We start from the raw sequence: 25,441 nt of genomic DNA on the forward strand, positions 1-25,441 counted from the left end.
CCCGACGGGGTGTGGCTAGTGTCGGCACGTGCGTCTGGTCGCGGGCGTGGACTCCTCCACGCAGTCCTGCAAGGTGGTGGTCTGCGACGCGGAGAGCGGTGAGCTCGTCCGCAGCGGGGCGGCGCCCCATCCCGACGGCACCGAGGTCGCCCCGGAGGCCTGGTGGGACGCGCTCCAGGCGGCGATCGCCCGGGCGGGCGGCATCGACGACGTCGAGGCCGTCGCGGTCGGCGGTCAGCAGCACGGCATGGTCTGCCTGGACGAGTCGGGGGCCGTCGTCCGGCCGGCCGTGCTCTGGAACGACACCCGCTCGGCGCCGGCCGCGCTCGACCTGATCGACGAGCTCGGCGGGCGGCAGCCGTGGGTGGACGCGGTGGGACTGGTGCCGGTGGCGTCGTTCACCGTCACCAAGCTGCGCTGGCTGCGCGACCACGAGCCCGACCACGCGCGGCGTACGGCGGCGGTGTGCCTGCCGCACGACTACCTGACCTGGCGGCTGGCGGGTGCGCCCGGCCCGGCCGCGCTCGTCACCGACCGGAGCGACGCGAGCGGCACCGGCTACTGGTCGCCGACGACCGGGGACTACCGCCGCGACCTGCTCGAGCTGGCGCTCGGCCACGACGCGATCCTGCCCCGGGTGCTCGGCCCGGCCGAGGCCGGACCCTGCACGTCCGCCGACGCCGTGCTCGGCCCCGGCACCGGCGACAACGCCGGCGCGGCGCTCGGGCTCGGTGCGACGGCCGGCGACGTCGTCGTCTCGATCGGCACCTCGGGCGTCGCCTGCGCCGTCGCCGACGAGCCGGTCGGCGACGTGACCGGCGTGGTCGCCGGCTTCGCCGACGCGACCGGACGCTTCCTGCCGCTGGTCGCCACCCTCAACGCAGCGCGCGTGCTCGACGCCGCCGGCCGGCTGCTCGACGTCTCCCACGAGCAGCTCGCCGACCTCGCGCTGTCCGCGCCCGCAGGTGCGGGCGGGCTCGCCCTGGTGCCCTACCTCGAGGGCGAGCGCACCCCCAACCGGCCCGACGCGACCGGGGCGATCCACGGCCTGCGGCTCGAGACCGCCACCCCGGCGTACCTCGCGCGCGCCGCGGTCGAGGGCATGGTCTGCGGGCTCGCCGACGCCGTCGACGCGGTGCGCGCCCTCGGCACCCCCGTGGGGCGCATCATCCTGATCGGCGGAGCCGCCCGGTCGCCCGCCGTGCGTGAGATCGCCTCGGCCGTGCTGGGGCTGCCGGTCTCGGTGCCCGAGCCGGGGGAGTACGTCGCCCGCGGCGCCGCCCGCCAGGCCGCCTGGGTGCTGGCCGGCGGCGACGAGCCCCCGGCGTGGCCGCTCTCGGGGGTGACGGAGACCCGGGCCGAGCCGACACCTGGCGTGCGGGAGCGGTACGCCGAGGTGCGCGACCTGACGGCGAGACGCCCATGATGGGGGCCATGACGCACCGACTCGACGCGACCGACCCGCTGGCGGCGTACCGCGACCGTTTCGTCGGCGCGGAGACGCCCCTGGTCTACTTCGACGGCAACTCGCTGGGCCGTCCGCTCACGGCCATGGGGCCGCGCCTGTCGCGCTTCGTCGAGGAGGAGTGGGGTGGCCGGCTGATCCGCGGCTGGGACGAACGCTGGCTGGAGCTGCCGCAGCGCATCGGCGACGACCTGGGTCGGGTCGTGCTCGGCGCCGCGGCGGGGCAGGTCACGATCGGCGACTCGACCACCGTGCTGCTCTACAAGCTGATGCGTGCGGCCGTCGCCGCCCGGCCGGGGCGCACCGAGATCGTGCTCGACCGCGACAACTTCCCCACCGACCGGTACGTCGCCGCCGGGGTGGCCGAGGAGTGCGGGCTGACGCTGCGCTGGATCGACGTCGACCTCACCGCCGGGGTCACGCCCGAGCTGCTGGCCGACGCCGTGGGGGAGCGGACCGCGCTGGTCGTGCTGTCGCACGTCGCCTACCGGTCGGCGTGGCTCGCCGACGCTCCCGAGCTGACCCGGATCGCCCACGACGCCGGTGCCCTCGTGCTCTGGGACCTGTGCCACTCGGCCGGGTCGGTGCCGGTCACGCTCGACGAGTGGGGCGTCGACCTGGCCGTCGGGTGCACCTACAAGTATCTCAACGGCGGCCCGGGGTCGCCGGCCTTCTGCTACGTCGCCGAGCGGCACCTGCCCGAGCTCACCCAGCCGATCCAGGGCTGGCTGGGCTCGGTCGACCCGTTCCTGATGGGGCCGTCCTACGCGCCCGCGCCCGGTATCCGCCGGTTCCAGTCGGGCACCCCGCCGATCCTCGGCATGCTCGCGATGCAGGACATGCTCGCGCTGGTCAAGGAGGCCGGCATCGGGGCGGTGCGCGCGAAGTCGGTCGCGCTCACGTCGTACGCCGTCGAGCTCGGCGACGAGCTGCTCGCCCCGGCCGGCGTCGTGCTCGCCTCGCCGCGCGACCCGGCGCGGCGCGGCGGCCACGTGACCTTCACGCATCCGCTGATGCGCGAGGTCACGGCCGCGCTGTGGGAGCGCGACGTGGTCCCCGACTACCGAGACCCGGGCGGGTTGCGGCTGGGGCTGTCGCCCCTGTCGACGTCGTACGCCGAGGTCGAGCGCGGGATGCGGCTGGTCCGCGAGGCTCTGGCGGGGCTGACCTGATGCGCTGGCCCCGTCCGCTGCGTCCCGGCGACCTGGTCGCCGTCACCGCTCCGTCGAGCGGGGTCGGGCCGGACTCGCGGCCGCGCCTCGATTTCGCGCTGCAGTGGCTGCGCGACCGCGGCTACGAGGTGGTCGTGGGCGAGTGCATGTCGGGCGAGCAGGTCCGCTCCGCGCCGGCCGAGCAACGCGCCGCCGAGCTGGTCGACTTCCTCTGCGACCCTGCCGTCGCCGCGGTCGTCCCACCCTTCGGCGGCGAGCTGGCGATCGACCTCCTGGACCTCCTCGACTGGGACCGGCTGGCGGTCGCGGAGCCGACCTGGCTGGTCGGGTGGAGCGACATCTCCACGCTGCTCGTGGCGCTGACGACCCGTCTCGGCTGGGCGACCGCGCACGGCTGGAACCTGATGGACACGCCGCTCGCCCCGCCCGACGGGCTCGCCCACTGGACCGACCTGCTGGCCGCGACCGGCGACGTCGTGCAGCGCAGCCCGGGCCGCACCCGCGCCGGATGGGGCGACTTCCGCGTGGCGGACACCACGCGGATGACGCTGGACCTGCCGACGGACTGGGCGGTGCTCGGCGGCGGGGAGGTGGACGTCTCCGGCCGGCTGATCGGCGGCTGCCTCGAGGTGCTCTCGCCGCTCGCGGGCACGCCGTACGCCGACATCGCGGCCTTCGGCCGCGCGCACTCCGACGAGGGCCTGCTCGTCTACGTCGAGGCGTGCGAGCAGGGGGCCTACGACATCTGCCGGATCCTCCACGGGCTGCGGATGTCGGGCTGGTTCGAGCACGCGAACGCCGTGCTCGTCGGCCGGACCCCGGCGCCCGACGCGCCCGACCTGACCCAGCTCGAGGCCGTCGAAGAGACGCTCGGCGGGCTCGGCGTACCCGTGATCGCGGAGATGGACATCGGCCACACCCAGCCGTTCCTGCCGCTGGTCAACGGCGCGCCGGCGCGGGTGGTCGTGCGCGACGGCGTCCGCGAAGTCACCCAGACCCTCGGCTGAGCCCGCGGGCCGGGCTACCGATGGATGTGGTCGCGCCAGTCGTCGGGCACCCGGTCCGCGGGTCCGGGCGCCGGCTGGTCCTCGGGGTGCTGCAGCGGCGGGGCGAGCTGCGGCCCGAGGAACCCGCTCTCGGCGCCGAAGTCCCAGAACCAGTCCTCGCCCGGCTCGTAGGTCCGGATCACCGGGTGCCCGGTCGCGCGCCAGTGCGCCGTGGCGTGCTGTGCCGGCGACGAGTCGCAGCACCCGACGTGACCGCACTGGGCGCAGCGGCGCAGGTGCACCCACCAGCCGCCGGCCTCCTCGCACTCGACGCAGCCCGGGCCGCTCGGCGGCACCGACGGGTCGACTCCCTCACGCTCGCTCATGGGTCGACGGTAGCCGCCGGTCCAGGTACGCCGCACCGGCGAAGAGCCCGAGGAAGAGCAGGGTGATGCAGCCGCAGGTCGCCAGCACCGAGGGCCAGCCCTTCGCGTCGAAGTCCAGGAACGGATAGGGGAACCAGCCGGTCGCGGCGCCCATCGCGAGCGTCCATGCCGTCCAGGCGACCGGCCACCCCAGCGCCCGGGCGACCACGCGTCCGCTGACCCGCGGTCGCGGACCGAAGAGCAGCCAGCCCGCGATCGCGAGCAGCGGCACGACCAGGTGCAGCAGCCGATCGCAGACCAGGCTCCAGCCGTGCAGTTCCAGCAGTGGGCGCAGCAGGAGGAAGTGCACCAGCCCGGTGACCGTGATGCCCACGAGCCCGGCCAGCCGGAGCACCCGCCAGCCCCGCCCGTCGCGCCCCGGGGCGACCGCGAGCGTGATCGCGCCGGCCGCGACCAGCAGGTTGCTCTGGATCGTGAAGTAGGAGATCAGCCGGCCCAGCCGGACGCCCAGCGGTGGCTGCTCCACGTCGAGGAGCGCGCCGTACCCGGTCACCACCAGCACCGACTGGAGCACCAGCGCGACCACGGCGACCACCGCGGTGACCGTGTGCCACGCCCGCGCCATGGCCGAACCCTAGTGTCACGACACTAAGGTTCGGCCATGCCCGAGACCAACGAGCACGACCAGCAGGTGGGCGACCTCGTCGGGGGCTGGAGCCGGCGGCCCTGGCCGGCGCCGGTGCGGCTGGAGGGCCGGTACGTCGTGCTCGAGCCGCTCGCGGTCGCGCACGCGGCCGACCTGCACGCCGCGCTGTGCGGCCCGGCGGACCCCCCGCTGTGGACCTACCGCCCCGCCGACCCGCCCGTCGACGTGCCCGCGATGGCGGCCCACGTCGAGGAGCACCTCGCCGCGCCGGGCATGGAGACGTTCGTCATCGTGCCGGTCGGGTCGACCGCGCAGGGGCTCGCGGCGTACCAGCGGATCGAGCCGGCGCACGGCCAGGTGGAGATCGCCGGCGTCCTCTTCTCGCGCGCGCTCCAGCGCACCCGGGCCGCGACCGAGGCGATCCACCTGACTATGCGGTACGCCTTCGACGACCTCGGCTACCGCCGGTTCGAATGGAAGTGCGACTCGCTCAACGAGCCGTCCCGACGGGCCGCGGCGAGGCTGGGCTTCGCCTACGAGGGGCGGTTCCGCCACCACCTGGTGACCAAGGGTCGCAACCGCGACACCGACTGGTACTCGGTCACCGACACCGAGTGGCCGGCCGTCCGCGCGGCCCACGAGGGCTGGCTCGACCCCGCCAACTTCGACGCCGCCGGTGCCCAGCGCACCGCGCTGAGCGACCTCACTGCCCGGATCCGTCGCCGCCCAACCCCTCGTCACGCGCCTTGATCATGGCCTGCGCCCGGTCGGGGACGCCGAGCTTGGTGAGCACGTTGGAGACGTGGTTGCGGACGGTCTTGGGGGAGAGCACCATCCGGCGGGCGATCGTGGCGTTGTCGTAGCCGCGGGCGAGCAGGTCCAGCACCTCGCGCTCGCGGTCGGAGAGCTCGGGGAAGGGCACCCGCACGGCCGTCCGGCCCGAGGTCAGCGTCGCCATCGCGCGGGCGGCCACCTGGGGTCCGAGGATCGCCTCGCCGTTCGCGACGGCCCGGATGCCACGCTCGACCTCGGCGGGCGACGCGCTCTTCAGCAGGTAGCCGCGCGCCCCGGCGCGCATCGCCGCCACCACGGACTCGTCGTCCTCGTCCATGGTGATGACCAGCACCGCCAGGTCCGGGAGGGCGCGCACCAGGTCGCGGGTGGTCTCGATGCCGGAGTCGTCGCCGAGGTGGAGGTCCATGAGCACGACGTCGACGGTCGCGTCGATCCGCTCCAGCGCCCGGGCGGCGTCCTCGGCCTGCGCGACGACCTCGATCCCGTCGAGCGAGCCGAGCAGGCCGGCCATCCCGAGCCGGAAGACGGGGTGGTCGTCGACGACGGCGACGCGGATCGATCTCTCAGCCATGGGTCACCACGAGAGGGAGCGTAGCGACGACCTCGGTGCCGCCGCCGATCCGATCGCGGACCTCGAGGGTGCCGCCCTGCTCCTCGGCCCGCTCGCGCATCGACCGGGTGCCGACGCCGACGGTCGCGTCGCCGTCGCGGCCCCGGCCGTCGTCGGCGACCACGAGCAGCAGGCTGCCGACGGGATGCCGCCGGGCGACGATGCGGCAGTGGTCGGCGGCCGAGTGCCGGAGGACGTTCGTGAGCGCCTCGCCGACGATGCCGTACGCCGCGGCGGCCACCCGCGGGTCGAGACCGTCGAAGCGATCCGCCTCGACGGTGACGTGGAGCGCCCCGCTGTCGAAGCGTCCGGCGAGCTCGGTCAGCGCCGGGACCAGCCCGAGCTCGTCGAGCACCGGCGGCAGCAGGTGGTGGGAGAGGCCGCGGACGCTGTTGGCCGCCGTCTCCACCTCGCCCTGCAGGTGGGCGAGCAGCTCGTAGCCCGCGCGCGCGTCGGTCAGCAGCAGGTTGCGCGCGCCCTGGAGGCCGAGACTGATGCCGGCCAGCGACGGCCCGAGGCCGTCGTGGATCTCGCGGCGGAGCACCCGGCGCTCCTCGAGCCGCGCCGCGGCCAGGCGGCTGCGCAGCTCCTCCAGGTCCGCCGCGCCGCGCCCGATCACGACGGCGGCCGCCACCACCGACGCGACGTCGCGCAGGGTGCTGAGGTCGCGGGCCGAGAGCTGTGCGCCCGGCAGGGCGGTGACCTGGAGCAGGCCGACCAGCTCACCGCTGTGCCGCAGCTCGACCTCGGCGCCCGGACCGCTCGGCTCGCCCCACCTGACCGGGGCCAGCGCGTCGCTGACCACGATCACGGACTCCAGCCGCATCGACTCCCCGAGGTCGGCGGTCAGGCCCGCCAGCAGCTCGTCGGTCGAGTCGCTCGAGACCAGCTGGGTGCCGAGCCGCCGGGCCACCCGGTGCGGATCGGCCGCGTCGCCGTACACGAGTCGGCGCACCCGCCGGCCCGCGGTGAGGCGCAGCGGCTGGACCGCGGCCGCCACGGTGCCCGCCGCCAGCAGCTGCGGTACGCCGTCGCCGGGGAACAGCTCGCCGAGGAGCAGGGTCACCGCCAGGTAGACGACGAGCAGGCCGCCGGTGAGGAGCCCGCCCAGCACGGCGCGGCTGACGACCAGCTGCAGGTCCCACAGCCGGTTGCGCAGGACCACGACGAGCACGGCCGCCGGGAAGACCGCCTGCGAGGCCAGGTGCAGGACCGGCGTGAGCCAGTAGGGCAGCCAGGGGATCGTGGTGAGCACCGGCACGAACGACACGGCGAGGATCGCGGTGCCCACCGCGAGCCAGCCCAGCCCGTTGCGCTCCCCGGTCGGCCCGAACCGGCGGCGCCACGCCACGGACAGCGCGGTGACGAGCCCGAGCCCGATCGCGCACCAGTACATCTCGTCGAGGTGCGGCGCCTCGTCGTCCAGGATCACCGCCACGCCGGTGGCTACGCTGAGCGTCGCGCCCGCGGCCAGGCCGACCCACTCCAGCCGGAGCGGGTGGTCGCGCACCAGCCAGGGGACGACCAGGAAGAGCGCCAGGGTGCCCGGCACCCAGGCCGTGTTCGCCAGCCGGGCGATCGCGTCGGTCCCCGTGAGCGTGCTCTGGTCGAGGGCGCTGCCGTGCGCGAAGCCGAAGGCCGCCAGTCCGCCGCCCACGGCGGCGATCGCGAGCAGCCAGGGGACCGGGTGCGACCGGCGCACCAGGATCACCGCCGCGACCGTCCCGTAGACGCACGCGACGGTGATGTCGACGAGGAAGAAGAGCAGGTTCTCGTCGACCGGCGGCTGGCCCACGACCAGCAGGGCGACGGACAGGACGGCGAGTGCCCAGGCGGCCACGGCGATGGCCGTGGCCGCCCGGGTTCGCCCGATGCTCGAGTGGGGGGCGGGCATCGGGTCTGGGATGCCGGTCCGGAGGGATCGAACCAGCACGTTGTCAGTCCGTCGGGCTCGGGCGCCGGTCGCCGAAGGTGAACCCCAGTCCGAGCACCAGCACGAGGACGGGGCCGGTGAAGCCGGCCAGGTACTGCAGCGGCGAGAGGCCGACGAGCAGCGTCACGCCGCCGAGCACGGCGGCGAGCCAGCCGATCCATCGGGGCGCCGCCGCGTGCCGCAGGGCGGCGACCGCGACGGCGACGCCGGTGACGCCGGCGCCGACCCAGAGCCAGGGCACGGTGCCGACCCAGTGGCCGACGACGGCCGCGAACTCCGGGTCCAGAGGCGCGTCGTCGCTCTCGAGCCCGAAGATCACCTCGGTGCTGAACGCCGCGCCCATCAGCGCGGCGACCGAGGTCAGCAGCAGGCCACCGGCCGCGATGTCCGGCAGCAGGCTCACCGCCGGCGCCTGGCCCTGCAGCCGACGGCGCAGGCCGGCCGCGAAGATCAGGAGCAGGACGGCGGCGCCGGTCATCGCCAGGTGCAGGGTCAGCAGCTGGGGGACGAAGTCGCCGAGCCGGTCGGTGATCCGCCCGGCGTCCCCGGCGTAGCGCTCGTCGTACGCCGCGTCGATCCGCAGCGACGCCTGGATCCCGACGATCCCGAGCAGTCCGGCCGCCGCACCGACGATCGCCCAGCCGCGGCCGACGGTCGGCGCCACCGGGCGCGGGCGGGCGTCGAGTGCCGCTCGGGTGCTGCTGGTGGTGGCCACGGGCGCTGCTCCTCAGGTCTCGGACGATGACGACCCCACGTTCGACCACCCGGCGTCCCGGCCGTCAGGGCGGCGCGTCCCGAATCGCCGGGCAGCGGGCGCCAGGCTCCGCCGATCCCCCCGTCCGGTGGCCGGTGTCGGGTGTCGGACGGCTGTGCCAAGGTGGGGAGGTGGACCAGCGACTGAGCTTCGTCACCCTCGCGGTGCGCGACCTCGAGGCGACCCGGGCCTTCTACGTCGACGGGCTGGGGTGGCAGGCCGCGCTCGAAGTGCCCGGCGACGTGCTGATGATCCAGCTCGGGCAGCACCTGCTGCTGTCCCTGTGGGCCGAGGGCGGGTTCGAGGCCGAGGTGGGGGAGATCCGGCGCGGGCCCGGCCTGGTGCCGATCACGCTCGCCCACAACGTGCCGACCCGCGACGAGGTCGACGCCGTCCTGGCGACCGCGCGGGCCGCGGGCGCCGATCCGGTGAGCCCGGCCGTCGAGCGCGAGTGGGGCGGCTACACCGGCTACTTCGGCGATCCCGACGGCTACCGCTGGGAGATCGCCTACAACCCCGGACCGATCGGACAGGTGGTGCTGCCATGACCGACAACCAGACCGACAAGACCATCCGCGGCTACGACGAGGTCAAGGCGCTGGGCCTCGGCGACTGGCGCTGGCTGGTGGGTGCGCTGCACGCGCGTTTCGCGACCGGCGACTTCGCGACCGGCATCGCGCTCGCCGACGCCATCGCCGCCGCGGCCGAGGAGGCCGGTCACCATCCCGACCTCGACCTCCGCTACCCCCACCTCTCGGTGCGGCTGCTCAGCCACGACGTGGGCGGGGTGACCGACCGCGACCTGCGGCTGGCCCGCCGGATCAGCGAGCTGGCGGCCGCCCGGGGTGTGGCCGCGGCGCCCGACGCGATCGTCGCGCTCGAGCTCGGCCTCGACACCGCCGACCACGCGACCGTGCTGCCGTTCTGGCGGGCCCTGCTCGGGTACGACGACAGCCGGATCTACCCCGGGCGCGAGATCCTCGACGGCGCCGGCCGCCTGCCGGCCGTCTGGACCCAGCGCACCGAGGCCCACGAGACGCCCCGGCAGCGCTGGCACCTCGACGTCATCGTTCCCATCGAGCGGGCGCAGGACCGGATCGACGCGGCCCTCGCCGCCGGCGGGACCCTGGTCTCCGACGAGGCGGCTCCCGCGTTCTGGGTGCTGGCCGACCCGGAGGGCAACAAGGCGTGCGTGTGCACCCCGGAGGGCCGCTCGGAGGCCGGCTGAGACGGGCGTGCTGCCGCGGCCGGGCCCGACCGCATCTCGGGATCGCTGTCCCGGATGCTGGGACTCCTGTCACACTCGGATGCGGGCGAACGGGTCGGGCCGCTACCGTTGGGGTCATGCGCAAGGACATTCTTGTACGCACGCGACGTGTGGGCTGAGTCGAGACCGACTCCAGCGCGCACGTCGACCCCTCGTCGCCCAAGCCGGGCCGAGGGGTTTTTTGTTGGTCAGGCACGGCAGCACTAGTAGAGGGAAGTCAGATCGATGAGCGAGCAGATGACGGGCGCGCAGAGCCTGATCAGATCGCTGGAGGCCGCGGGCACCACGGAGATCTTCGGGATCCCGGGCGGCGCCATCCTCCCGGCGTACGACCCCCTCATGGACTCCTCGATCCGGCACATCCTGGTGCGCCACGAGCAGGGCGCCGGCCACGCGGCGCAGGGGTACGCCGCCGCCACCGGCCGCGTGGGCGTCTGCATGGCGACCTCCGGCCCGGGTGCCACCAACCTCGTCACGCCGATCGCCGACGCCCACATGGACTCCGTCCCGCTGGTGGCCGTCACCGGCCAGGTCGGTGCCGCGATGATCGGCACCGACGCCTTCCAGGAGGCCGACATCCGCGGCATCACGATGCCGATCACCAAGCACAACTTCCTGGTCACCGACCCCGCCGAGATCCCGCGCACGGTCGCGGAGGCCTTCCACATCGCCTCGACCGGTCGCCCGGGCCCGGTCCTGGTCGACGTCGCGAAGTCGGCGCTGCAGGCGATGACGACCTACGCGTGGCCGACCGAGCTCAACCTCCCCGGCTACCGCCCGGTGACCCGGCCGCACTCCAAGCAGATCCGCGAGGCGGCCAGGCTGATCCTGGAGTCGCGCCGCCCGGTGCTCTACGTCGGCGGCGGCGTGATCCGCGCCCGGGCGGCCCAGGAGCTGCGGGTGCTCGCCGAGCTGACCGGCATGCCGGTCGTGACCACGCTGATGGCCCGCGGTGCGTTCCCCGACAGCCACCCGCAGCACCTCGGCATGCCCGGCATGCACGGCACCGTCGCGGCGGTCGCGGGCATGCAGAAGTCCGACCTGATCATCAGCCTGGGTGCTCGCTTCGACGACCGGGTGACCGGCAACCTCGACTCGTTCGCCCCGGGCGCGAAGGTCATCCACGCCGACATCGATCCGGCCGAGATCGGCAAGAACCGCGCGGTTGACGTCCCGATCGTGGGTGACTGCCGCGAGGTGATCAGCGACCTGGTCGTCGCGCTCCGGGCCGAGATCGACGCCGGCCACACCGGCGACTACGAGGCGTGGGTCGCCTTCCTCGCCGGCATCAAGCAGACCTACCCCCTCGGCTACGACAAGCCGGCCGACGGCAGCCTCTCGCCGCAGTACGTGCTCGAGCGGCTCGGTGCGATCGCGGGCCCCGAGGCGGTGTACGCCGCGGGCGTCGGCCAGCACCAGATGTGGGCCGCGCAGTTCGTGGGCTACGAGCACCCCAACACCTGGCTCAACTCCGGGGGCCTCGGCACGATGGGGTACGCCGTGCCGGCCGCGATGGGCGCCAAGGTCGGCCGCCCCGACGCGACCGTGTGGGCCATCGACGGCGACGGCTGCTTCCAGATGACCAACCAGGAGCTGGCCACCTGCACGATCAACGACATCCCGATCAAGGTCGCGATCATCAACAACGAGTCGCTCGGCATGGTCCGGCAGTGGCAGTCGCTGTTCTACAACGAGCGCTACTCCAACACCGACCTGCACTCCAAGCGGGTCCCCGACTTCGTCAAGCTCGCCGACGCCTACGGCTGCGTGGGCCTGGCCTGCGAGAGCCCGGACGACGTCGACGCCACGATCACCAAGGCGATGGAGATCGACGACGCCCCCGTCGTCGTGGACTTCCGCGTGCACCGTGACGCGATGGTCTGGCCGATGGTCGCCGCCGGCACCAGCAACGACGACATCAAGTACGCCCGCGACCTGGCCCCGAAGTTCGACGACGACGCAGATGTGGAGCTCCGCCCGTGACCACGACGCAGAACACCAAGCACACGCTGTCGGTGCTCGTCGAGAACAAGCCCGGCGTGCTGGCCCGGATCGCGGGGCTCTTCAGCCGCCGCGGTTTCAACATCGACTCGCTCGCGGTCGGCCCGACCGAGCACGCCGAGGTCTCCCGGATGACGATCGTCGTCGACGTGGAGGGCACCCCCCTCGAGCAGGTCACCAAGCAGCTCAACAAGCTCGTCGAGGTGATCAAGATCGTGGAGCTCGACGGCTCCGCCTCGGTCAACCGCGAGCTGCTGCTGGTCAAGGTCAAGGCCGACGTCGAGGCCCGCGGGCAGGTGCTGGACGCCGTCCAGCTCTTCCGTGCGAAGGTGGTCGACGTGGCCCCCGACGCGATCACGATCCAGGCGGTCGGCAACGCCGACAAGCTGGCGGACCTCCTGCGGGTGCTCGAGCCCTTCGGCATCCGCGAGCTCGTCCAGTCGGGCATGGTCGCCATCGGCCGTGGCTCCCGCTCCATCTCCGAGCGCACCCTGCGCCCGGTGACCATCCCCGCCCCGCCTGCCGCGGGCTGATCAGTAACACAACGAGAAGGAGAAGCCCCAGTGGCTGAGATGTTCTACGACGACGACGCGGACCTGTCCCTGATCCAGGGCAAGAACGTCGCGGTCATCGGCTACGGCAGCCAGGGCCACGCCCACGCGCTGTCCCTGCGCGACTCGGGCGTCGACGTGCGGGTCGGCCTGCAGCCGGGCTCGAAGAGCCGCGCCAAGGCGGAGGCCGAGGGCCTGCGGGTCCGGACGCCGGCCGAGGCCGCGGAGGAGGCCGACGTCATCGTCATCCTCGCCCCCGACCAGCACCAGCGGAAGCTCTACGCCGAGGAGATCGCGCCGCAGCTCGCCGAGGGCGACACCCTGGTCTTCGGCCACGGCTTCAACATCCGCTTCGGCTTCATCGAGCCCCCCGTTGGCGTCGACGTCTTCATGGTCGCCCCGAAGGGCCCGGGCCATCTGGTCCGCCGCGAGTACGTCGACGGCCGCGGCGTCCCCGTACTCGTCGCCGTCGAGAAGGACGAGTCGGGCAACGCCTGGCCGCTCGCGCTGTCGTACGCCAAGGCGATCGGCGGCCTGCGCGCCGGCGGCATCAAGACGACCTTCACCGAAGAGACCGAGACCGACCTCTTCGGTGAGCAGGCCGTCCTCTGCGGTGGCGCCTCGCAGCTCGTCATGTACGGCTTCGAGGTCCTCACCGAGGCGGGCTACCAGCCCGAGGTCGCCTACTTCGAGTGCCTCCACGAGCTCAAGCTGATCGTCGACCTGATGTACGAGGGCGGCATCGCCAAGCAGCGCTGGTCGGTCTCCGACACCGCGGAGTACGGCGACTACGTCTCCGGCCCGCGCGTCATCACCCCCGAGGTGAAGGCCAACATGCAGGCCGTGCTCGCCGACATCCAGAACGGCACGTTCGCCAAGCGCTTCATCGACGACCAGGATGCCGGCTCGCCGGAGTTCACCGAGCTGCGCAAGAAGGGCGAGCAGCACCCGATCGAGCAGACCGGTCGCGAGCTGCGCAAGCTGATGGCCTGGGTGAAGTCGCACGACTCGGACTACACCGAGGGCACCGCCACCCGCTGACCCAGCCACGAGTCGGCGCGTCCACGACCTGGTCGTGGACGCGCCGACTTGTCGATTTCGGGCCCGGCTGCGCCGTCGGTGACGCGGCGTCCCCTCGGCCGGTCACGGGGGACGGCCCCGGCACCTCGGCTCCCGCCTGGCAGCCGAAGCCCGCACGACACGCCGTGCCGCCCCGGCGCGTCGTGCGGGGTTCGGCGGCCAGCCGGTGAGACCTGGGGCGCCGGGGACCGGCCTCAGGTGTCGAGGAAGCCGCGTCCGCCGGGCGGCCCGCCGGGGGTGACGGCCGCGACGACCTCGTGGAGCGCGGGGACGACGGCGTAGTCCTCCACCATCTCGACGATGGCGAAGATCTCGGAGACGTCGGCCTCGCTCGGGGCGTCGAACCGGATCGGGCCGAGGTCGCGGCCGGCGACGTACTCGCCGCCGAGCAGGCAGTAGCCGATGTCCAGGGCGGCGCCGCGCGGCACGGCCCAGTGCGCGGTCTGGTAGCGGCGCAGCCGGGGCCGCCTCGGCCGCAGGATCAGGCACCGGCGCTTGCTGCGGCTCCGCCCGCGCCCCGTCCGGACGGTGCGGAGGCGCATCGTGACCGGCGGCCCGACCTCCTGCACGTACCTCGCGAGCGCGCGCAGGTACGCGTCCGCGAGGTCTGCGGCCCGGGGCACCACCCGATGGTCGGAATGGATGACGCTGATGTCGTCAACCCGGATCGCCATCGTGACCTCCGCTCTCTCGGGTGGGCCATATGAGTATGGCCATCTATAGATTGCCACATGTCGCGGTCCACCACTCCGGAGGGTCGGGGTCGGCGGGTCAGCGGATCCGATCGGTGAGGACGGCGAGCAGGGCTCGGGCGCTCTCGTCGGAGAGCAGGAGCCGGCTGGAGCGTCCCTCGCTGTCCTCGATCTGCCACCAGCTGCGATGTGGCGGGCCGACCGGGAGGAAGCGCCGCACCGTCAGCTCCGTCGACCGCGGGTGGATGGTCAACGTGTCGGGGTCGACGTCGCCGGCGACCGCGGCGATGGCGACCCCGTCGTCCTGGTGCCTGCGGTCCTCGGGGTGGTCGGACTCCCGGTGGACGCGCGTGCACCACTCGGGGCACGGCTCGTGCAGCCACGAAGGGCGGCCCGGTCCGCGTGACTCAGGCGAGGCTCGCTCCTCGGTCATGCCATCGTCTCCGTGCCGTCGCTTCGTGCTTCCCCGGTACCTTAGGTCGAGCCACCGACACTCGCTGTCGGCCCGGCTCGGCCGTCCGGATTCGGCTGGACCATCCATAGATTCCCATACTCGTATGGCCATCTGGTGCAGGCGGCGCCAGCAGGCTGGTCGGTGTGGCGCGCAAGAGGGTCGAGAAGAAGGTCGATCTCACCTGGGAGACCTTCGCGCGTGACCTGGGCCTGAACCTGCTGCGCGCTCGCGAGGCGAAGGGGCTCAGTCAGGAGCGGGTCGCCCATGCGGCGGGGATCGCGGCGTACACGTACCAGAAGTTCGAGAAGGGCGAGTCCCGACCGGGCACGCCGATGAACCCGCGCCTGACCACGCTCGTGGCGTTGAGCCAGGTGCTCGAGATCCCGCTGCCGGAGCTGCTGCCGGCCGAGCTGCCGGACCTGACGGCGGGCCGCTGACCGCGGCCTAGATGACTAATTCCAAGGCCTCGCACGCTGCGCGACGCTCATCATCCGCTCCGGCGGCGTTGCCGACGCTTGAAAGACGTCCAGTCTGCCGACGCATCGGCGCCTTGCCGGAGCGGCGCTGAGCGCCGCTCGCTTGCACGATCCCTTGGAATTAGTCATCCAGTGGTCGTCGCTGGAAGTTCCTCGGGCCACCCGAAGAACTTCCGGTGATGGCCACTAGCGCGGGAAGCCGCCCGCGCGGCCGAGCATGGCGGGCGCCTGGGAGTAGCCGACCAGCTCGCTGATCCAGGTGCCGGTGGCGGCGATCGCGGGGAGGTCGACGCCCGAGGGGACGCCGGAGCGCTCGAGCAGGTAGGCGAGGTCCTCGGTGGCGATGTTGCCGGTGGCTCCAGGGGCGAACGGGCAGCCGCCGATGCCGCCCGCGGAGGCGTCGAGCACGCCCACGCCGGCCTCGATAGCGGCCACCGCGTTGGCATAGCCGGTGTTGCGGGTGTTGTGGAAGTGGGCGCGCAGGGGCAGGTCGGGGGCGAGGATGCGCAGGCCCGCGACGATCGAGCGCACCTGGGCGGGCACCCCGACGCCGATCGTGTCCGCGATCGCCAGCTCGTCGGGGCCGGCGTCGAGCACGGCGCGGGCGACCTCCAGTACCCGGGAGGTCGCCACCTCGCCGTCGAAGGGGCAGCCGAACGCCGCCGCGAGGATCACCGTGGTCGCCAGGCCGGCCGCGCGCGCGTCGTCGGCCATCGCCCGCCAGGCGGCGACCTGGGTGGCGGTGTCCACGCCCTGGTTGCGCACCGCCAGCCCGTCGGAGCAGACCACGACGACGGTGGCCTCGTCGCAGCCGGCCGCGATGGCCCGGTCCAGCCCGCGCCGGTTCAGCACCAGGCCGATCGAGCGCAGGCGCGGGTCGTCGCGCACCTCGGCCATCACGGTCTCCGCGTCCGCCATCTGGGGCACCCGCTCGGGGTGGGCGAACGCCGTCACCTCCACCCGGCGCAGCCCCGCGTCGAGCGCCCGGCGTACCAGCGTCACCTTGTCCTCGGTGGAGACGAGGCGCTGCTCGTTCTGCAGCCCGTCACGGGGGGCGACCTCGACGATCTGGACATCCGGCATGGAGACAAGTCTATCGGATATATGATCGAGCCATGACGAGTGTGGGACCTCTGGCAGGGGTGCGCGTGATCGAGGCGGGCCAGCTGCTCGCCGGGCCGTTCGCCGGTCAGCTGATGGGCGACCTGGGCGCCGACGTGATCAAGGTCGAGCCGCCCGGCGTCGGCGACCCGATGCGCCAGTGGGGCCGCGAGAAGTCCGAGGGCAGCTCGCTGTGGTGGCCGGTCGTCGGCCGCAACAAGCGCTCGGTGACGCTCAATCTGCGCGAGGCCGCCGGCCAGGACCTCCTCGTCGAGCTGATCAGGCAGGCCGACGTCTTCGTCGAGAACTTCCGCCCCGGCACGCTCGAGAGGTGGCGGCTCGGGTACGACCGGCTCCGCGAGATCAACCCGCGACTGGTGCTGGTCCGGGTCAGCGGCTACGGCCAGACCGGGCCGTACTCGTCGCGCGCCGGCTACGGCTCGATCGGCGAGGCGATGGGCGGGCTGCGCTACATCACCGGCGAGCCCGACCGGCAGCCCTCGCGCACCGGGATCTCGATCGGCGACGCACTCGCGGCGATGCATGCGACCATCGGCGCGCTCGCCGCGCTGCGGCACCGCGACGTCACCGGCGAGGGGCAGGTCGTCGACAGCGCGATCTACGAGGCCGTGCTCGCGATGATGGAGTCGACGGTCACCGAGTGGGACGTCCAGGGCTACCAGCGCGAGCGCACCGGCGCGGTGCTCCCGAACGTCGCGCCCAGCAACGTCTACCCGACCGCCGACGGCCAGCTGATCCTGATCGCCGCCAACCAGGACTCGGTCTTCGGCCGGCTCGCCGCCCTCATGGACGAGCCCGAGCTGGCCGCCGAGGGCAGTCGGTACCACGACCACTCCGGCCGCGGCGAGCATCAGCAGGAGCTCGACGACCACATCGCCGTCTGGACCGCGAAGCACGACTCCGACACGCTGCTCGCGCTGCTGCACGAGGGGGGCGTGCCCGCCGGTCGGATCTACAAGGCGGCCGACATGCTCAGCGACCCGCACTTCATCGCCCGCGATGCGATCGTCCGGGTCGCCGACCCGAGGTTCGGCGAGCTGGCGATGCAGAACGTCGTGCCCAAGCTCTCCGCCACCCCCGGCAGCATCCGCTGGACCGGTCCGGATCTCGGGCAGCACAACGACGAGGTGTACGGCGACCTCCTCGGGCTCGACGCGGCCCGGCGGGCGGAGCTCGCCGAGTCCGGCGTCATCTGATGGACCGCCCGGTGAGCCGTGAGGACGACTACGCCGGTGTGGGCTTCCGCGGCCGGATCGGCTGGGGCGGCCGGCCGGCGGTGGTGGTCGTCGACGTGGTGACCGCCTACCTCGAGGGCGGCCCGCTCACCGACGCCGGCGGCCGCTTCGAGAGCGCCCGGGCCAGCGTCGAGCGGGTCGTCGACGCGGCCCGCGGGGCCGGGCACCCGGTCGTGTTCACCGCGGTGCGGCTGGCGCCGGGCGGCGCGGACGCGGGCTGGTTCGGGGTCAAGGTGCCGGGGCTGAGCGTCTTCGAGGACGGCTCGCCGTACGCCGGGTTCCCGCCCGCGCCGGCCCCGCTGCCGGGCGAGGTCGTGGTGAGCAAGCAGTACGCCTCGTCGTTCTTCGGCACCAGCCTGGTCGCGACCCTGACCGCCGGGCGCGTCGACACGGTCGTCGTCACCGGCTTCTCCACCAGCGGCTGCGTGCGCGCGACCGCGCTCGACGCGCTGCAGCACGGCTTCCGGCCGGTCGTGGTCGCCGACGCGTGCGGCGACCGCGATCCGGCCACCCACGACCAGAACCTCTTCGACCTCGACTCCAAGTACGCCGACGTGCTCTCGGAGGCCGAGGTCGTGGACCACCTGACCACCCACCCCGCCGACCGATCAGCCACCGATCAAGCCTGAGGAGAACCGATGACCCTCGTCGACCTGGACGCCGCCGACCTCGAGTGGCGCGAGCACCACATCGCCGGCTCGGACCTGCCCGCGCGACTCGTGCTGCTGCACGCCGACGCCGAGCGACAGACCCGCACCGTCCTGGTGCAGTTCCCGCCGGGCTGGAGCCGCGACGCCGTCGGCCACCAGCCGGCGGGGGAGGAGATGGTGATCCTCTCCGGCGCGCTGAGCATCAGCGGCGTCACGGCCGGCCTCGGCGACTACCTGGTGGTCGAGCCGCGGGCCACCCGCGCGGCGACCTCGGTCGAGGACGACACCCGGGCGGTGGTGTGGTTCTCCGGGCCCGGCGGCGGCTGGACCGACGGCGAGGCCGCCGACGCCGGCACCGCCTCGGTGGCCGCGCTGGTCGCCGGGCAGCAGCGCGGGCCGCACGCCGAGCTGGTGGGCACCGTCACCGTCCACGACCAGCTGCCCGAGCAGGCCTTCGACGCCGACGTCGACGTGCTCTGGACCGCCGACGCCACCTGGGCGCACGTGCCGGCCGGGGACGTCGTGCCCGCCCGCGCCGGGCAGGCGATCGTCCACCACTGGGGCTGAGGATCGAGGCCCTGCACTTCTCGGCCACTGCCACCCCAGAACCGACGGGATGGCCCGAGAAGTCGTCCTCTCGATCTCGCCGGCCTACGTCAGCGCGCGGCGGGCGTCCTCGTCGTAGTGCCGGCCGGTGCGCTGGAGGAGCACGATCGCCACGAAGAGCGGCGGGATCAGCGCCAACAGGGCGATCCGCAGCGAGCCGACCGCGTCGGAGATCAGGCCGATCAGCAGCGGGCCGGCGGCGCCGCCGAGCGTGGTCACGAACTGCAGGACCGCGAAGCCGAGGCCGCGCTGGCGGGCGGGTACGACGTCGGCGGAGGCGGCCGTGAGGTTCGGGATCGCCCCGGCGAAGCCGACGCAGGACAGCGCCACGAGGGTGAGCCGCAGCGGCAGGCCGGGCAGCAGCACGGCACCGGTGAGGGCGAGGGCGCCGAGCGCGAGGAAGCCGACCCCGGTGCGCAACCGCCAGGCGGACCGGGTGCCGTGGTGCCGGTCGCCGATCCGGCTGCCGAGCACGATGCCGACGACGATCCCCATGCCGCCGACGCCGCCCGCAAGGCCGGCCGCGGCGTCGTAGTCGAGGCCCTCGGTGCGCTCGAGGAAGGTCGGCAGCCAGTAGAAGAGGCCGCCGAGGCCGAGGTAGAGCAGCGACAGGCCGACGATGACGCCGCGCAGTGAGCCGATCCGCAGCACCTCGCGCGCCTCGCCGAGCATCGAGGCGCGCAGCGTGGTCTCCGGCGCCTCGTCCGCGCCGGTGGCGCCGCGCAGTCGGTCGATCCGGTCGCCGAGGCCGCGCAGCGGCTCGCGCACGGTGAAGACGAGCAGCGCCACGACGACGCCCGGGACGGCGACGATGAAGAACACCGATCGCCAGCCGACGGCCTGCGCGAGCGCGCCTCCGATCGCCACGCCGACCGGGAGGCCCAGGTAGTAGCCGGCCCGCTCGAGGCCGTAGGCCTTGCCGCGGGCCCGGCCGGGGTAGTAGTCGGCGAGCAGGCTCGACGCGGGCGGGTTGTAGAGCTGGCCGGCCGCGCCCAGCAGGATCCGGCTCGCGAAGAACAGGGCGAACGTCGTGGCCACGCCGCTGAGCACCGAGCAGGCCGCCCAGGTGAGCACCACGAGGCCGATGATCGACGTACGCCGGCCCCGGTCCGCGAGCCGGCCCGCGGGCAGCAGCAGGATCACCCCGGCGATGGCGGAGGCGGTCGGGATCGCGCCGGCCAGGGTGTCGCCGAAGCCGAAGTGCTCCTGGATCGCGGGCAGCGCGCCGGCGACCAGGTTGTACTCGACCCGGTCGATGAAGGCGACCAGGGCGACGACGATCGCCGCCCACCAGCCGAACGGCGCGACCTTCCCGGGGTCGATCGTGACCGGCGGCCGGCCGGGGAAGGCCTCTACCCGGACTTCCTCATGGGTCGCTTCCGGCATGCGGCCTGCTCCTATCGTTCGGGGGCGGGGTGTGCGAGGGTGTCCCGGAAGCGTAGATCATATATAGGAGTCATGGATGCCGATCGTTCGTGTGGCCGCCGCCCAGTTCGCCGTGACCGAGGACGTGGCCGCCAACCTGGCCACCTGTCTGCGGATGTCCGACCGGGCGGCGGACGAGGGCGCCCGGGTCGTCGTGCTGCCGGAGTTCTGCAATCACGTCTCGTGGTACGACGACCGGGCGCACGCCCGCCGGATGGCGCTGACCCTCGACGGGCCGTTCGTGGCTGCGCTGGGCGCGAAGGCGCGCGAGCGCGGCATCCACCTGATGGCCAACTGCACGCTGGCCCGCGAGGACGGCCGGACCACCGGGAGCAACCTCCTGTTCTCGCCCGCGGGGGAGATCCTCGCGGTGACCGACAAGCAGGTGCTGATGGGCAGCGAGCGCGACCACCTCGACCCGGCGATCGCCGCCTCGCCGGTCGTCGACGTCGAGTTCGGCCGGGTCGGCCTCTACTCGTGCATGGACGGCGTCATCAACGAGACGCCGCGGATGCTCGGCGTCGGCGGCGCGCAGGTGCTGCTCAACAGCCTCAACTCGTTCGCCCTCGACGAGGCGTCGCTGCACGTGCCGGTGCGCGCCGTCGAGAACCGGGTCTGGGTGGTGGCCGCCAACAAGGTCGGGCCGCTGGTCCCGGCGCGCAGCATCGACGTGGTCGCCGAGCGTGTCGGCGTGCCGGCCGGGCTGCTGCACGGCGCGGGGGAGAGCCAGATCGTGGCGCCCGACGGCACCGTGGTGGCGATCGCGCCGCGCACGGGCGAGGCGGTGGTCGTCGCCGACATCGACGTTGCCGCGGCCGACGACAAGCGCCGGCCGGACGGCACCGACGTGATGGCCGCGCGCCGCCCCGAGCTCTACGGGCCGATCGTGGCTGCTCCGCGCGGACGGCAGCGGCCGGCGGGGGCGGAGGAGCTGGCGGCGGCGGTGGTCAGCCCGGCCGACGGTGACGACCTGTCGGCACTGGTGGCGAACGCGCTGGCCACCGGCGCCCGGCTCGTCGTGCTGCCCGAGCTCGCCGGCCTCGAGCCCGCGCGGATCGTCGCGGCGCTCGCGGGCTCCGGTGCCGTCGTGGCCACCAGCGTGGCCGACGGCGACGTCCACGCGGGGCTGGTGCTCTCCGCGGACGGGGTGGTGCTGCGCCAGCCGCAGCTGCACGCGTGTGCCCGGCACGCGTGGGCGACGGCGTACGGCGACGGGCTGGCCGTCGCGGACCTGCCATGGGGCCGACTGGCGCTGGTCGTCGGCGACGACGCGCTCTACCCCGAGACCTTCCGGCTCGCGGCGCTCCAGGACGTCGACGTGGTGGCCGTGCCGTTCACGGTCCAGGCGGCCACCGACCTCGACCCGCTGCTCCTCGAGCGCGCGGCCGAGAACCGCCTCAATGTCGCGGTCGCGAGCCGGCGCGGGGCGCACGGCGGGGGCGCGCTGTTCCCGCTGTCGACCGACTTCACGCTCTGGGCACCCGGCCGCGGTCCGTTCGCCGGGATCATCAGCCGTCCCGAGCCGGTGCGCGCCGCGGGGGCCGTCGAGACGGCGACGCTGCGCCCGGCGTGCGCGACCAACCGGTTCGTCAGCAAGGGGACCGACGTCGTCGACGGCCGTCCCTGGGACCTGGCGGCGGCCCTGGTCGCGATGCCGTCCGGGGCCTGAGCGCTCCCGCTCGGGCCCCGGTGCTCAGGCCTCGGCGGCGTGGGTCTCGGGGTCCGACTCGAGCGCGGCCAGCAGCGCGTTCTCCGTGCTCTCGAGATGGGCGATCCAGGCGTCGCGGAGCTCCGTGGCCTGACCCGCTCGGGCCAGGTCGAGCAACTCCCGGTGCTCGTCGATGCGCGCCCGGGTGGTCTCGGGCGCGGTGTCGAGGTTGTCCATGAGCAGGTGCAGGTAGCGGTCGGCCGAGTGCCAGAGGATCTCCAGCACGCGACGGTCCACCCCGCCGGTCACCTCGTCGAGGATCGCGGCGTGGAAGGCGTGGTGGGCCGCGGCGAGCGAGGCCGGCTCGCGCTCGATCTCGGCGTACTCGTCCAGCGCGACCTGCGCCCGGGCGAGCCGCTCCTCCGACATCGTCTCCATGGCGCGCAGGACCAGGTCGCCCTCGATGATCTTGCGCAGCCGGTAGATGCCGGACAGGTCCTCCCGGCTGAGTGAGGCCACCAGGGCGGAGCGGCCCGGTCGCAGGCTCACCAGCCCCTCGCTCTCGAGGCGGCGCAGCGCCTCGCGTACGGGGATGTGGCTGACGTCGAACTGCTCGCACAGCTCCACGATCGACACCGCGGCACCGGGCTTGATGTCGCCGTTGAGGATGGCGCGGTGGAGCTCGTCGGTCACGCGGTCGACCAGTGACAGGTGGGCGATGGGGCGTACCGACGCTCCCGTGCGCGGCGTGCGGGCCATGCGGGCTCTCTTCCTGGGCTTTCGATGCTGCGGTGTTCCGGTCCGGATCCGACCGTGGCCAATCGTGGCATGTCCGACATGAGTTGTGGTGAACGGCTTGCGCCCGGATCCTATTCGATATTGTATATTCTCTAGTGAAAGGGGGTGTCGATGGTCGACCCCGCGACGTTCCGTGACGTCATGGCGCAGTGGCCCAGCGGCGTCACCGTGGTGACGACACTGGTGGACGGTGCCTGGCACGGCATGACCGCCAGCTCGTTCTCGAGCGTGAGCCTGGACCCGCCGCTCGTCTCGGTCTGTCTGGACCGGCGGCTCTACTCCCACGGACTCATCTCCGGCTCCGGCGTCTTCGGCATCAACGTCCTCGCCAAGGACCAGGCCGAGGTGGCCCGCCGCTTCGCCGGCATGGTGCCCGGGGTCGAGGACCGGTTCGCCGGCGAGACCTGGACGACCGCCGACACCGGGACGCCGCTGCTCGACTCCGCCCTCGGCTGGCTCGACTGCCGGGTGGTGCACGAGTACCCCGGCGGCGACCACACGATCTTCGTCGGCGAGGTCGTCGCCGGCCACGCGGCGCGGCGTACGGCGCCGCTGCTGTTCCACTCGCGCGGCTGGGGCCAGTTCGCCGACGTGCTTCCGGATGTCGCCACCCTCGCCGACGGCGGTGTGATCGCGGCGCTGCGGGCGCGTCGCCACCCCGACGCGGCGGTGCTGCGGGTGGCCCGCGACGTCGCCGAGAGCGGCGTCCGGGTGCGCCTGCTCGACCTGGCCCGGTCCGAGCGGCAGCCGGTCGAGCTCACCGAGCGGCTGGCCACCGGGGCCAGCGCGCTGGTCGCGACGCGCGAGCAGCGCGACCGGGCTCTGGCGCTGGGCGTGGACGTCGTCGAGGTCGCCCTGGACCCGTCGCGGCCCGGCGCGCTCGACCGGGTCCGCGAGATCGTCGACGGCGAGGCCGAGCGGTCGTCGGTGATCATCCGACACGCCTTCGCGCCCGAGCACGCCGACACGGTGCTCAACGCGATCGTCGCGCTCGCCGAGGCGCGCGTGCTGGAGATCGGGATGTCCGACAGCTACGGCGCGGCGACCCCGCTCCAGGTGCGCTCGGTGCTGCAGGACGCCGTCGGGCTGGCCCGGCCGGTGCCGCTGCGGGCCCGGCTCGGCGACCGGGACCGGCTGGGCCTGGTCAAGGCGCTCACCGCGCTCAAGAGCGGTGTCCACCACTTCAACACGACCCTGGCCGGGCTGGACGGCTCGGTGGCCACCGAGGACCTCGTGCGTCTGCTCGGCGAGCTCGACGTCGACACGCCCGCGGATGCCGCGCGGGTCGGGCTCGTCGCGGACACCCTCCGCATCTCGCTCGCCCCCTCTCCGGGGACCCACCTCGAGGCCGACCCGGCCCCGACCAACCCAGTAGGAGCCGCAGGATGACGGCACAGCTGCCCGCCCCCTTGACCGCGGAGTACCTGCTTCCGGACCTCACCGGTGCCGAGCGCGAGCGCGCGGCCCGGGTGGAGTCGGTGCTGCCGGCGATCGCCGCCGCCGCCGAGGCGGCCGACGAGGCCGGGGCGCTGCCCGAGGGGCACCTCAAGCTCCTCGGCGACGCCGGCCTGCTCGGCCTGGTCGTGCCGGAGGAGTACGGCGGCCTCGGCGGCGGCCTGCGCGACCTGGCCGCCACGACGTACACCCTCGGCAAGGCCTGCGGCTCGACCGCGCTCGCCTACTTCTTCCACTGCTCCTCCTCCTCGCGCGGGCTCCTGCCGCTGGCGGCGCTCGAGGCCGGCCTGTACGACGCCGACGAGGCGCCGGTGGTCCGGGCCTTCGCCGAGCGGGTGCTGCACCTGATGGGCACCGAGCAGAAGGCCATCGGCAACTTCGCGAGCGAGGCGGTCAAGGCCTCCAACGCCAACGTGCTGATCCGCACCACCGCCACCCGCGCCGACGGCGGCTGGGTGCTCGACGGCGAGAAGTCCTTCGGGTGCCTGTCGGGCTCGGCGGACTACTACCTGGTGACGGCCCGCCGCGAGGACGTCGAGGGGCTCGACGCCCTGACCCTCTTCCTGGTGGCCCGCGACTCCGAGGGTGCGCGGCCGCGCTCGCCGTGGACGGGCCTGGGCATGCGGGCCTCGGACAACAACGGCCTGGTGCTGGAGGACTGCTTCGTGCCCGACGAGCTCTCGCTCGCCGTCCCCGGCGCCTTCACCCGGGCCACCTCGATGTCGCGTGGGTCCTGGGTCGGCAACCAGATCGCGATCGCGGCCATCTACGCCGGCGTCGCCCAGGGCGTCTGGGACTACGCGATGACCCGCACGATGGGTGCGAGCTTCGCCGACACCGGCAAGCCGATCGCCTCCAGCCCGATGCACCAGGTGCTGATCGGCGAGGGAGAGCGGCACCTCGGTGAGGCGAACCTCTGGCTGCGACGCCAGATCGACCTCGAGGCCAGCGAGCCGCCGATCCTGCCGAAGCACGAGGTCGTGCAGAGCTGGAAGCTCGCCAAGGGCGCCATCTGCGAGCATGCGCACGAGGTGGCGCTGACCGCGCTGAAGATGTGCGGCACGTCGGGCGCCCTGATGGGCAACCCGGTCGGCCGGGCGGTGCGCGACACCGCGATGGGCCTGGTCCAGGCGTTCCCGGCCGAGCGCGGCAAGCTCGACCTGGCGAAGATGATCGTCGAGAACGAGGGCTGGGCGGGTCTGACCACCACCGACAGCTTCACGAAGTAGGGACC

Annotated in this window: 26 protein-coding genes; 16 read left to right on the forward strand and 10 right to left on the reverse strand. The window is 73.6% G+C overall.

Annotated elements, in window-relative coordinates; translation table 11 throughout:
• The first annotated feature begins 28 nt into the window (after positions 1 to 28).
• From xylB to FHU40_RS16850, 3 genes are read left to right on the forward strand one after another with little or no spacing between them, the layout of a single operon-like run.
• The gene (gene xylB / locus FHU40_RS16840) at positions 29 to 1,426 is read left to right on the forward strand and encodes a xylulokinase (RefSeq protein WP_183593390.1); all 1,398 of its coding nucleotides are present in this window, start codon (positions 29 to 31) and stop codon (positions 1,424 to 1,426) included.
• Between the two features lie 8 nt (positions 1,427 to 1,434).
• Complete coding sequence (locus tag FHU40_RS16845) at positions 1,435 to 2,637, forward strand: kynureninase (protein WP_246390633.1); 1,203 nt, start codon at positions 1,435 to 1,437, stop codon at positions 2,635 to 2,637.
• Entirely contained in the window at positions 2,637 to 3,644 is a 1,008-nt protein-coding gene (locus FHU40_RS16850) for a S66 family peptidase (RefSeq protein ID WP_183593391.1), read from the forward strand. Before FHU40_RS16845 ends, FHU40_RS16850 begins: the two co-directional genes overlap by 1 nt.
• 14 nt (positions 3,645 to 3,658) lie before the next feature.
• Here the strand turns inward: FHU40_RS16850 and FHU40_RS16855 are convergent, their stop codons facing one another.
• Positions 3,659 to 4,009: a UBP-type zinc finger domain-containing protein gene (locus tag FHU40_RS16855; RefSeq protein ID WP_183593392.1), complete on the reverse strand. Its 351-nt coding sequence runs from the start codon at positions 4,007 to 4,009 to the stop codon at positions 3,659 to 3,661.
• Positions 3,996 to 4,634, reverse strand: coding sequence for a Pr6Pr family membrane protein (locus tag FHU40_RS16860; RefSeq protein ID WP_183593393.1), 639 nt, complete (start codon positions 4,632 to 4,634; stop codon positions 3,996 to 3,998). The genes FHU40_RS16855 and FHU40_RS16860 overlap by 14 nt, the downstream gene beginning before the upstream one ends.
• A 36-nt stretch (positions 4,635 to 4,670) precedes the next feature.
• On the opposite strand from FHU40_RS16860, the gene FHU40_RS16865 reads away from it, so the two are divergent.
• Complete coding sequence (locus FHU40_RS16865; protein ID WP_183593394.1) at positions 4,671 to 5,405, forward strand: GNAT family N-acetyltransferase; 735 nt, start codon at positions 4,671 to 4,673, stop codon at positions 5,403 to 5,405.
• Here the strand turns inward: FHU40_RS16865 and FHU40_RS16870 are convergent.
• The 3 genes from FHU40_RS16870 to FHU40_RS16880 are packed head-to-tail and all read right to left on the reverse strand — an operon-like array spanning position 5,359 to position 8,708.
• On the reverse strand, positions 5,359 to 6,021 hold the full coding sequence (locus FHU40_RS16870) for a response regulator transcription factor (RefSeq protein WP_183593395.1): 663 nt from the start codon (positions 6,019 to 6,021) through the stop codon (positions 5,359 to 5,361). The genes FHU40_RS16865 and FHU40_RS16870 overlap by 47 nt on opposite strands.
• Positions 6,014 to 7,954, reverse strand: coding sequence for a sensor histidine kinase (locus tag FHU40_RS16875; RefSeq protein WP_183593396.1), 1,941 nt, complete (start codon positions 7,952 to 7,954; stop codon positions 6,014 to 6,016). Before FHU40_RS16875 ends, FHU40_RS16870 begins: the two co-directional genes overlap by 8 nt.
• Before the next feature lie 43 nt (positions 7,955 to 7,997).
• A complete protein-coding gene (locus FHU40_RS16880) occupies positions 7,998 to 8,708 on the reverse strand; it encodes a hypothetical protein (RefSeq protein WP_215524840.1) in 711 nt (236 codons plus the stop codon).
• A 170-nt stretch (positions 8,709 to 8,878) separates the two neighbouring features.
• Here FHU40_RS16880 and FHU40_RS16885 point away from each other — a divergent pair, with 170 nt between their 5' ends.
• The 5 genes from FHU40_RS16885 to ilvC all read left to right on the forward strand — a co-directional run bounded on the left by FHU40_RS16885 (position 8,879) and on the right by ilvC (position 13,607).
• On the forward strand, positions 8,879 to 9,295 hold the full coding sequence (locus FHU40_RS16885; protein WP_183593397.1) for a VOC family protein: 417 nt from the start codon (positions 8,879 to 8,881) through the stop codon (positions 9,293 to 9,295).
• Positions 9,292 to 9,975, forward strand: a complete 684-nt coding sequence (locus FHU40_RS16890) for a VOC family protein (RefSeq protein WP_183593398.1) — start codon at positions 9,292 to 9,294, stop codon at positions 9,973 to 9,975. Before FHU40_RS16885 ends, FHU40_RS16890 begins: the two co-directional genes overlap by 4 nt.
• 264 nt (positions 9,976 to 10,239) lie before the next feature.
• Positions 10,240 to 11,997 carry an acetolactate synthase large subunit gene (locus tag FHU40_RS16895; RefSeq protein ID WP_183593399.1) on the forward strand — a complete coding sequence of 586 codons (1,758 nt, stop codon included), beginning with the start codon at positions 10,240 to 10,242 and terminating at the stop codon, positions 11,995 to 11,997.
• Complete coding sequence (gene ilvN, locus FHU40_RS16900) at positions 11,994 to 12,548, forward strand: acetolactate synthase small subunit (protein WP_183593400.1); 555 nt, start codon at positions 11,994 to 11,996, stop codon at positions 12,546 to 12,548. Before FHU40_RS16895 ends, ilvN begins: the two co-directional genes overlap by 4 nt.
• A gap of 30 nt (positions 12,549 to 12,578) precedes the next feature.
• Positions 12,579 to 13,607, forward strand: coding sequence for a ketol-acid reductoisomerase (gene ilvC, locus FHU40_RS16905; protein WP_286674201.1), 1,029 nt, complete (start codon positions 12,579 to 12,581; stop codon positions 13,605 to 13,607).
• Between the two features lie 233 nt (positions 13,608 to 13,840).
• Here ilvC and FHU40_RS16910 read toward each other — a convergent pair whose 3' ends face one another.
• Both FHU40_RS16910 and FHU40_RS16915 read right to left on the reverse strand, forming a co-directional pair.
• On the reverse strand, positions 13,841 to 14,320 hold the full coding sequence (locus FHU40_RS16910; protein ID WP_183593401.1) for a hypothetical protein: 480 nt from the start codon (positions 14,318 to 14,320) through the stop codon (positions 13,841 to 13,843).
• Positions 14,321 to 14,417: 97 nt separating this feature from the next.
• A complete protein-coding gene (locus FHU40_RS16915) occupies positions 14,418 to 14,771 on the reverse strand; it encodes a DUF6907 domain-containing protein (RefSeq protein ID WP_183593402.1) in 354 nt (117 codons plus the stop codon).
• Between the two features lie 164 nt (positions 14,772 to 14,935).
• On the opposite strand from FHU40_RS16915, the gene FHU40_RS16920 reads away from it, so the two are divergent.
• Positions 14,936 to 15,229: a helix-turn-helix domain-containing protein gene (locus tag FHU40_RS16920; protein ID WP_183593403.1), complete on the forward strand. Its 294-nt coding sequence runs from the start codon at positions 14,936 to 14,938 to the stop codon at positions 15,227 to 15,229.
• Between the two features lie 225 nt (positions 15,230 to 15,454).
• Here FHU40_RS16920 and FHU40_RS16925 read toward each other — a convergent pair whose 3' ends face one another.
• Positions 15,455 to 16,351 (reverse strand): hydroxymethylglutaryl-CoA lyase, encoded by an 897-nt coding sequence (locus FHU40_RS16925; RefSeq protein WP_183593404.1) that lies wholly within the window; start codon positions 16,349 to 16,351, stop codon positions 15,455 to 15,457.
• Positions 16,352 to 16,383: 32 nt separating this feature from the next.
• Between FHU40_RS16925 and FHU40_RS16930 the strand changes: the two genes are divergently transcribed.
• The 3 genes from FHU40_RS16930 to FHU40_RS16940 are packed head-to-tail and all read left to right on the forward strand — an operon-like array spanning position 16,384 to position 18,842.
• Positions 16,384 to 17,586, forward strand: coding sequence for a CaiB/BaiF CoA transferase family protein (locus tag FHU40_RS16930; protein WP_183593405.1), 1,203 nt, complete (start codon positions 16,384 to 16,386; stop codon positions 17,584 to 17,586).
• Between the two features lie 11 nt (positions 17,587 to 17,597).
• Positions 17,598 to 18,254, forward strand: a complete 657-nt coding sequence (locus tag FHU40_RS16935; RefSeq protein WP_215524834.1) for an isochorismatase family protein — start codon at positions 17,598 to 17,600, stop codon at positions 18,252 to 18,254.
• Positions 18,255 to 18,263: 9 nt separating this feature from the next.
• Complete coding sequence (locus FHU40_RS16940; protein ID WP_183593407.1) at positions 18,264 to 18,842, forward strand: hypothetical protein; 579 nt, start codon at positions 18,264 to 18,266, stop codon at positions 18,840 to 18,842.
• Between the two features lie 84 nt (positions 18,843 to 18,926).
• Here the strand turns inward: FHU40_RS16940 and FHU40_RS16945 are convergent, their stop codons facing one another.
• Positions 18,927 to 20,267, reverse strand: coding sequence for an MFS transporter (locus FHU40_RS16945; RefSeq protein WP_183593408.1), 1,341 nt, complete (start codon positions 20,265 to 20,267; stop codon positions 18,927 to 18,929).
• Between the two features lie 76 nt (positions 20,268 to 20,343).
• Between FHU40_RS16945 and FHU40_RS16950 the strand changes: the two genes are divergently transcribed.
• On the forward strand, positions 20,344 to 21,975 hold the full coding sequence (locus FHU40_RS16950; RefSeq protein WP_183593409.1) for a carbon-nitrogen hydrolase family protein: 1,632 nt from the start codon (positions 20,344 to 20,346) through the stop codon (positions 21,973 to 21,975).
• A 24-nt stretch (positions 21,976 to 21,999) separates the two neighbouring features.
• On the opposite strand, the gene FHU40_RS16955 is transcribed toward FHU40_RS16950, so the two are convergent.
• Complete coding sequence (locus tag FHU40_RS16955) at positions 22,000 to 22,713, reverse strand: GntR family transcriptional regulator (protein ID WP_183593410.1); 714 nt, start codon at positions 22,711 to 22,713, stop codon at positions 22,000 to 22,002.
• 150 nt (positions 22,714 to 22,863) lie between these two features.
• Between FHU40_RS16955 and FHU40_RS16960 the strand changes: the two genes are divergently transcribed.
• Positions 22,864 to 24,141, forward strand: coding sequence for a flavin reductase (locus FHU40_RS16960; protein WP_183593411.1), 1,278 nt, complete (start codon positions 22,864 to 22,866; stop codon positions 24,139 to 24,141).
• The gene (locus FHU40_RS16965; protein WP_183593412.1) at positions 24,138 to 25,436 is read left to right on the forward strand and encodes an acyl-CoA dehydrogenase family protein; all 1,299 of its coding nucleotides are present in this window, start codon (positions 24,138 to 24,140) and stop codon (positions 25,434 to 25,436) included. The genes FHU40_RS16960 and FHU40_RS16965 overlap by 4 nt, the downstream gene beginning before the upstream one ends.
• The last annotated feature ends 5 nt before the right edge of the window (positions 25,437 to 25,441 follow it).

The sequence above is a fragment of the Nocardioides soli genome (assembly GCF_014191495.1).
GTDB classification, from domain to species: Bacteria; Actinomycetota; Actinomycetes; order Propionibacteriales; family Nocardioidaceae; genus Nocardioides; species Nocardioides soli.

Coding starts and splice junctions, on each gene's coding strand:
- FHU40_RS16845 (WP_246390633.1), top strand. CDS start 1,435: ATGACGCACCGACTCGACGCGACCGACCCGCTGGCGGCGTACCGCGAC.
- FHU40_RS16850 (WP_183593391.1), top strand. CDS start 2,637: ATGCGCTGGCCCCGTCCGCTGCGTCCCGGCGACCTGGTCGCCGTCACC.
- FHU40_RS16855 (WP_183593392.1), bottom strand. CDS start 4,009: ATGAGCGAGCGTGAGGGAGTCGACCCGTCGGTGCCGCCGAGCGGCCCG.
- FHU40_RS16860 (WP_183593393.1), bottom strand. CDS start 4,634: ATGGCGCGGGCGTGGCACACGGTCACCGCGGTGGTCGCCGTGGTCGCG.
- FHU40_RS16865 (WP_183593394.1), top strand. CDS start 4,671: ATGCCCGAGACCAACGAGCACGACCAGCAGGTGGGCGACCTCGTCGGG.
- FHU40_RS16870 (WP_183593395.1), bottom strand. CDS start 6,021: ATGGCTGAGAGATCGATCCGCGTCGCCGTCGTCGACGACCACCCCGTC.
- FHU40_RS16875 (WP_183593396.1), bottom strand. CDS start 7,954: ATGCCCGCCCCCCACTCGAGCATCGGGCGAACCCGGGCGGCCACGGCC.
- FHU40_RS16890 (WP_183593398.1), top strand. CDS start 9,292: ATGACCGACAACCAGACCGACAAGACCATCCGCGGCTACGACGAGGTC.
- FHU40_RS16895 (WP_183593399.1), top strand. CDS start 10,240: ATGAGCGAGCAGATGACGGGCGCGCAGAGCCTGATCAGATCGCTGGAG.
- FHU40_RS16910 (WP_183593401.1), bottom strand. CDS start 14,320: ATGGCGATCCGGGTTGACGACATCAGCGTCATCCATTCCGACCATCGG.
- FHU40_RS16915 (WP_183593402.1), bottom strand. CDS start 14,771: ATGACCGAGGAGCGAGCCTCGCCTGAGTCACGCGGACCGGGCCGCCCT.
- FHU40_RS16925 (WP_183593404.1), bottom strand. CDS start 16,351: ATGCCGGATGTCCAGATCGTCGAGGTCGCCCCCCGTGACGGGCTGCAG.
- FHU40_RS16930 (WP_183593405.1), top strand. CDS start 16,384: ATGACGAGTGTGGGACCTCTGGCAGGGGTGCGCGTGATCGAGGCGGGC.
- FHU40_RS16940 (WP_183593407.1), top strand. CDS start 18,264: ATGACCCTCGTCGACCTGGACGCCGCCGACCTCGAGTGGCGCGAGCAC.
- FHU40_RS16945 (WP_183593408.1), bottom strand. CDS start 20,267: ATGCCGGAAGCGACCCATGAGGAAGTCCGGGTAGAGGCCTTCCCCGGC.
- FHU40_RS16950 (WP_183593409.1), top strand. CDS start 20,344: ATGCCGATCGTTCGTGTGGCCGCCGCCCAGTTCGCCGTGACCGAGGAC.
- FHU40_RS16955 (WP_183593410.1), bottom strand. CDS start 22,713: ATGGCCCGCACGCCGCGCACGGGAGCGTCGGTACGCCCCATCGCCCAC.
- FHU40_RS16960 (WP_183593411.1), top strand. CDS start 22,864: ATGGTCGACCCCGCGACGTTCCGTGACGTCATGGCGCAGTGGCCCAGC.
- FHU40_RS16965 (WP_183593412.1), top strand. CDS start 24,138: ATGACGGCACAGCTGCCCGCCCCCTTGACCGCGGAGTACCTGCTTCCG.